The organism is Actinokineospora sp. NPDC051303, assembly GCF_055586285.1.
This window is the reverse complement of sequence record NZ_JBVJIN010000103.1, coordinates 1-4,933: the sequence shown is the minus strand read 5'-3', so window position 1 is coordinate 4,933 and position 4,933 is coordinate 1. Positions and strand designations below refer to the sequence as shown.

Sequence of the window (4,933 nt, the reverse complement as noted above, 5' to 3'; positions counted from 1 at the left end):
CGCCTCCGCATACACCGGATACGCCCCATGAAGCTCACGCCCCATCCCCACCCGCTGCGCACCCTGACCAGTAAACAAAAACCCGACTTTGCCGCCCGTGGGCCGGTCTTGGGCGCTCGGCGTGCCACCCGAGGCCAGGTCCCGCAGTCCGGTCAGAAGCTCATCGCGGTCGCGGCCGACGACCACCGCCCGATGCTCGAACGCCGACCGGCCCGTGGCCAACGAGAAGCCCACCCGCACCGGCTTCTCCTCGGCTGCGATGGGCAGCAGGCGCTCGGCCTGTTCGGCCAGCGCGGCCGGGGTCTTCGCCGAGAGCACCCAGGGCACCGCCGGGATCTGCGCGGGACGCGCCTGCTCGTCGATGGGGAACTCTTCGACGATGATGTGCGCATTGGTGCCGCCGAACCCGAACGACGACACCGCCGCCCGCCTGGGCCGGTTCACCGACGGCCAGTCCCGCGCCTCGGTCAGCAGCCGCACCGAACCGGTGTCCCAGTCGACATGCGGGGTCGGCTCGTCGACGTGCAGAGTGCGGGGCAGCACGCCGTGCCGCATGGCCTCGATCATCTTGATCACACCGCCGACACCCGCGGCTGCCTGCGCGTGCCCGATATTGGACTTCAACGACCCCAACCACAACGGCTCAGACCGGTCCTGACCATAGGTCGCCAACAACGCCTGCGCCTCGATCGGATCGCCCAACGTCGTGCCCGTCCCATGCGCCTCCACAACATCCACATCGGACGAAACCAAACCCGCGTTCGCCAGCGCCTGACGAATCACCCGCTCCTGCGACGGACCATTCGGGGCAGTCAAACCATTCGACGCGCCGTCCTGGTTCACCGCGGAACCACGCAGCACGGCCAGGATCCGGTGACCGTGCTTGCGGGCGTCCGACAGCCGCTCCAGCAGCACTAGGCCGACGCCCTCGGACCAGGCAGTGCCATCGGCCGCGGCCGCGAAGGACTTCACCCGGCCGTCCGGCGCCAGACCGCGCAGCCGGGAGAACTCGACGAATCCGGTGGGGGTGGCCATCACGGTGGCGCCGCCCGCCAATGCGAGATCGCATTCCCCGGCCCGCAGCGCGTTCGCGGCGAGGTGCAGGGCGACCAGCGAGGACGAGCAGGCAGTGTCGACGGTGACCGCGGGCCCCTCAAAGCCGAAGGTGTAGGCGAGCCGCCCCGAGGCGATGCTGCCCGCGCTCCCGCTGAGCAGGTAGCCCTCGTAGCCCGCGGACGGCAGCGCGGGCCGCGAGCCGTAGTCGCCGTACATCAGCCCGACGAACACCCCGGTCCGGCTGCCCCGGTACTGCTCCGGCGGCAGGCCAGCGTCCTCGAAAGACTCCCACGCGGTCTCCAGCAGCAGCCGCTGCTGCGGATCCATCGCCTGCGCCTCGCGCGGGGAGATCCCGAAGAACTCCGGGTCGAACTCGCCCGCGTCGTGCAGGAACCCGCCTTCCCGGACGTAGCTCTTGCCAGCGCTGTCCGGGTCGGGGTCGAACAGGTCCTCCGCCCAGCCCCGATCGGTCGGGAACGGCGACACGGCGTCAACGCCGCCCGCGACGAGGTCCCAGAGCTGCCCGGCGGTGCGGACCCCGCCCGGATAGCGGCAGCCGAGGCCGACCACGGCGATCGGCTCCTGGTTCTTGTCCTCGATGTCGCGGAGGCGCTTGCGGACGTCCCTGGCGTCGGCGATGGCACGCTTGAGGTATTCCCGAAGTTTCTCGTCGGACACGTGAATCTCAGCTCCCCGCTCGGTGTTCGACTTTCGTCGTAGGTCTGGTGTGGTGCTATTCGAGCCCGTCGACCAGGGCGAACAGCTCCTCGTCGCTGGCGGAGTCGAGGTCCGGCCCGTCGTCGGGGCCGCTGTCGTCGTGCGCCTCGTCGCACAGCGCGAGCAGGTCCCTGAGCCGGGCGGTGATCTCCTCGTGCGCGGACCTGTCCGCGACGGCCATGGTGATCACCGTCCGCAGCCGGTCCAGGTCGGCCAGGACCGGCAGCCCGTCCTCGACTACCACGAGGTCAAGCAGGTGCGTGCCGAGTGCGAACGGGGTCGGGTGGTCGAACACGAGCGTCGTGGGCAGCCGCAGACCGGTGGCCACGTTGAGCTGGTTGCGCAGCTCCACCGCGGTCAGCGAGTCGAACCCCAGCTCCTGGAACGCGCGGTCGGCCCCGATCGCGTCGTGGTCCGTGTGCCCGAGGACGGCGGCGACGTGCGAGCGGACCAAATCGATCAGCGCCCGCTCCCGGTCCGCCCGCGCCATCCCCGCCAGCCGTTGCCGCAGCGACCCCTCCGCCCGCGCGGCGACCGACCGCTCGGACTTTGGCGCCAGCCCGCGCAGGACCGCGGGCAGGTCGTCGCCGCGCGCCCGCAGCGCGGCGGTGTCCAGCCTCGCCACGGCGAAGACCGCCGCCTCAGCGGACACCGCGGCGTCGAAGGCGGCCATCGCCTCCGGTGCCGAAAGCGGTAGCAGCCCGGACTTGGCCAACCTACGGACGTCCACATCGGACAGTGCGCCTGCCATCCCGTCGCCGCTCTCCCACAGCCCCCAGGCCAGCGCGGTCGCGGGCAGGCCGAGCGCCTTGCGGTGCTGGGCCAGCGCGTCGAGGAAGGTGTTGCCCGCCGCGTAGTTCGCCTGCCCTGCGGTGCCGAGCAGACCCGCCACCGATGAGTACAGGACGAAGGCCGACAGGTCGTGGTCACGGGTCAGCTCGTGCAGGTTCCACGCCGCGGACACCTTCGCCATCAGCACGGTGTCGAGGCGTTCGGGGGTCATGGCTGTGAGCAGCCCGTCGTCGAGGACGCCCGCGGTGTGCACGACCGCGGTGACCGGGTGCTCGGCGAGCAGCGCCGCGACCGACCGCCGGTCGGCGACGTCGCAGGCGACCAGGGTGACGGTCGCGCCCGCCTCGGTCAGCTCGGCGAGCAACCGGGCCGCGCCCGGCGCGTCCTGGCCGCGCCTGCTGACCAGCAGCAGTTCGCGGACCCCGTGTTCGGTCACCAGGTGCCGGGCGAGCACGCCGCCGAGCGCGCCGGTCGCGCCGGTGACCAGCACCGGTCCGGCGCCCCAGTCGAGGGTTCCGGCGGTCAGATCCAGCCGGGCCAGCCGGGGTACGCGAACCTGGCCCCCGCGCACGGCGGCCTGTGGTTCGCCGGAGGCCACGACGCCGGTGACCGCGCCGCGCGACTCCGGGTCGTCGTCGAGGTCGACCATGGTGAACCGGTCGGGGTGCTCGGTCTGGGCCGTGCGGACCAAGCCCCACACGCCCGACTGCGCCATGCCGGTCACGTGCTCGCCGCCGACCGCGACCGCGCCCCTGGTCGCCAGCACCAGCCTGGTGCCCGCCGTCCGCTCCTCGGCGAGCCAGTCCTGCAGCATCGCCAGCACCGCTGCGGTGACCTCGTGGGCAGTCCCCGTGGCGGGGACCGGGACTATCACGACGTCCGGCAACGGGTCTGCGAGCGCGAGCACGTCCGACAGGCCGTCGACCCAGTGCGCCTGCCCGCCGGGCATGACGGGCACGGGCGTCCACTCGACACCGAGCAGGGCGTCGGCGGCGCGGGCCCGCCGAAGCGCGTCGCGGGCCACCGGTCGCAGCACTAGCGACTCCGCGACCGCGACCGGCGAGCCAAGGTCGTCGGCCACGACCAACGACACCGACTCCGTGGTGACCCGGGACAACCGAACGCGCACCGTGCCCACGCCTGGGGCGAAGATTTCCACCCCCGACCAGGAGAACGGCAGGACCACGTCACCGCCGTCGCCCGCGACACCGGGCAGCAACGCGTGCAGCGCCGCGTCGAGCACGGCGGGGTGCAGCAGGAAGCCCGTCGCCGGAGTGTCCTCGGGCAACGCCACCTCGGCGAACAGGTCGTCGCCGTCACGCAGGACCCTGCGCAGCCCCTGGAACGCGGGACCGTACCCGTAGCCCTGGTCGGCGAGCCGATCGTGGAGGCCGGTCAGATCGACCTCGACCGCGCCCGCGGGCGGCCACACCGGCAAGCTCTCGGCCTCGGCGCGCGCGGCCGACAGCACCCCGGTCGCGTGCCGCGTCCACGGCTGGTCCTGCTCGCCGTCCGGTCGCGAGTGGACTGTGATGGAACGGTCCCCGGTGTCCAGCGGCGCGCTGATAGCCACCTGGATCCGCACCCCGCCGATCTCCGGCAGCACCAGCGGGGCGGTCACCGTCAGGTCCTCGACCCGTGGGCGGCCGACGCGCTCGCCCGCCCACGCCGCCAGATCCAGGAGCGCCGTGCCGGGGAGCAGCACCGAGCCGAGCACGGCGTGGTCGGCGAGCCACGGGTGGGCGCGGGTGGACAGCAGCCCGGTCAGGATCAGCTCATCCTCGCCCGCGACGCTCACCTCCGCGCCGAGCAGCGGGTGGCCCACCGCGCCCAGTCCGGCCGACGCGACGTCCGCCACCGCCGCCGATGCCCGCAGCCAGAACCGTTCCCGCTGGAACGGGTAGGTGGGCAGCGGGACCCGCCTGGCTCCGGTCCCGGCGAAGAACGCGGCCCAGTCGACCGCGGCGCCGCCGTTGTGCAGCGCGGCGAGCGCGGACACGACGGTCTCCGGCTCCGCGCGGTCGCGGCGCAGGGCCGCCACCGCGTGGTGGTCGGCGATCTCGCGGGCCATCGCCGTGAGCACGGCGTCCGGACCGATCTCGACGAAGGTCCGGACGCCGGAGTCGGCCAGCGTCCGGACCGCGTCGGCGAACCGCACCGTCCCCCGGACCTGGCGAACCCAATACCGGGCGGTCGTCAGGTCGTCGTCGGCAAGCAGTCCGGTCACCGTCGACACAAGCGGGATGTCCGGCGCGGAGAAGGTGACGCCTGCCGCCACCCGCCGGTAATCCTCAAGCATGGCATCCATACGCGGCGAATGAAACGCATGACTCACCCTCAACCGCTTCACCCCACGCCCAGCAGCCAC

The 4,933-nt window shown here is 72.7% G+C and carries 1 protein-coding gene and 1 pseudogene; both read right to left on the bottom strand.

What is annotated here, in order from left to right:
• Positions 1-1,731, bottom strand: a pseudogene (locus ACZ6SD_RS32785) (type I polyketide synthase); the annotation flags it as partial.
• 58 nt (positions 1,732-1,789) lie between these two features.
• On the bottom strand, positions 1,790-4,933 hold a 3,144-nt coding region (locus tag ACZ6SD_RS32780), incomplete at its 5' end, for a type I polyketide synthase (RefSeq protein WP_465320911.1).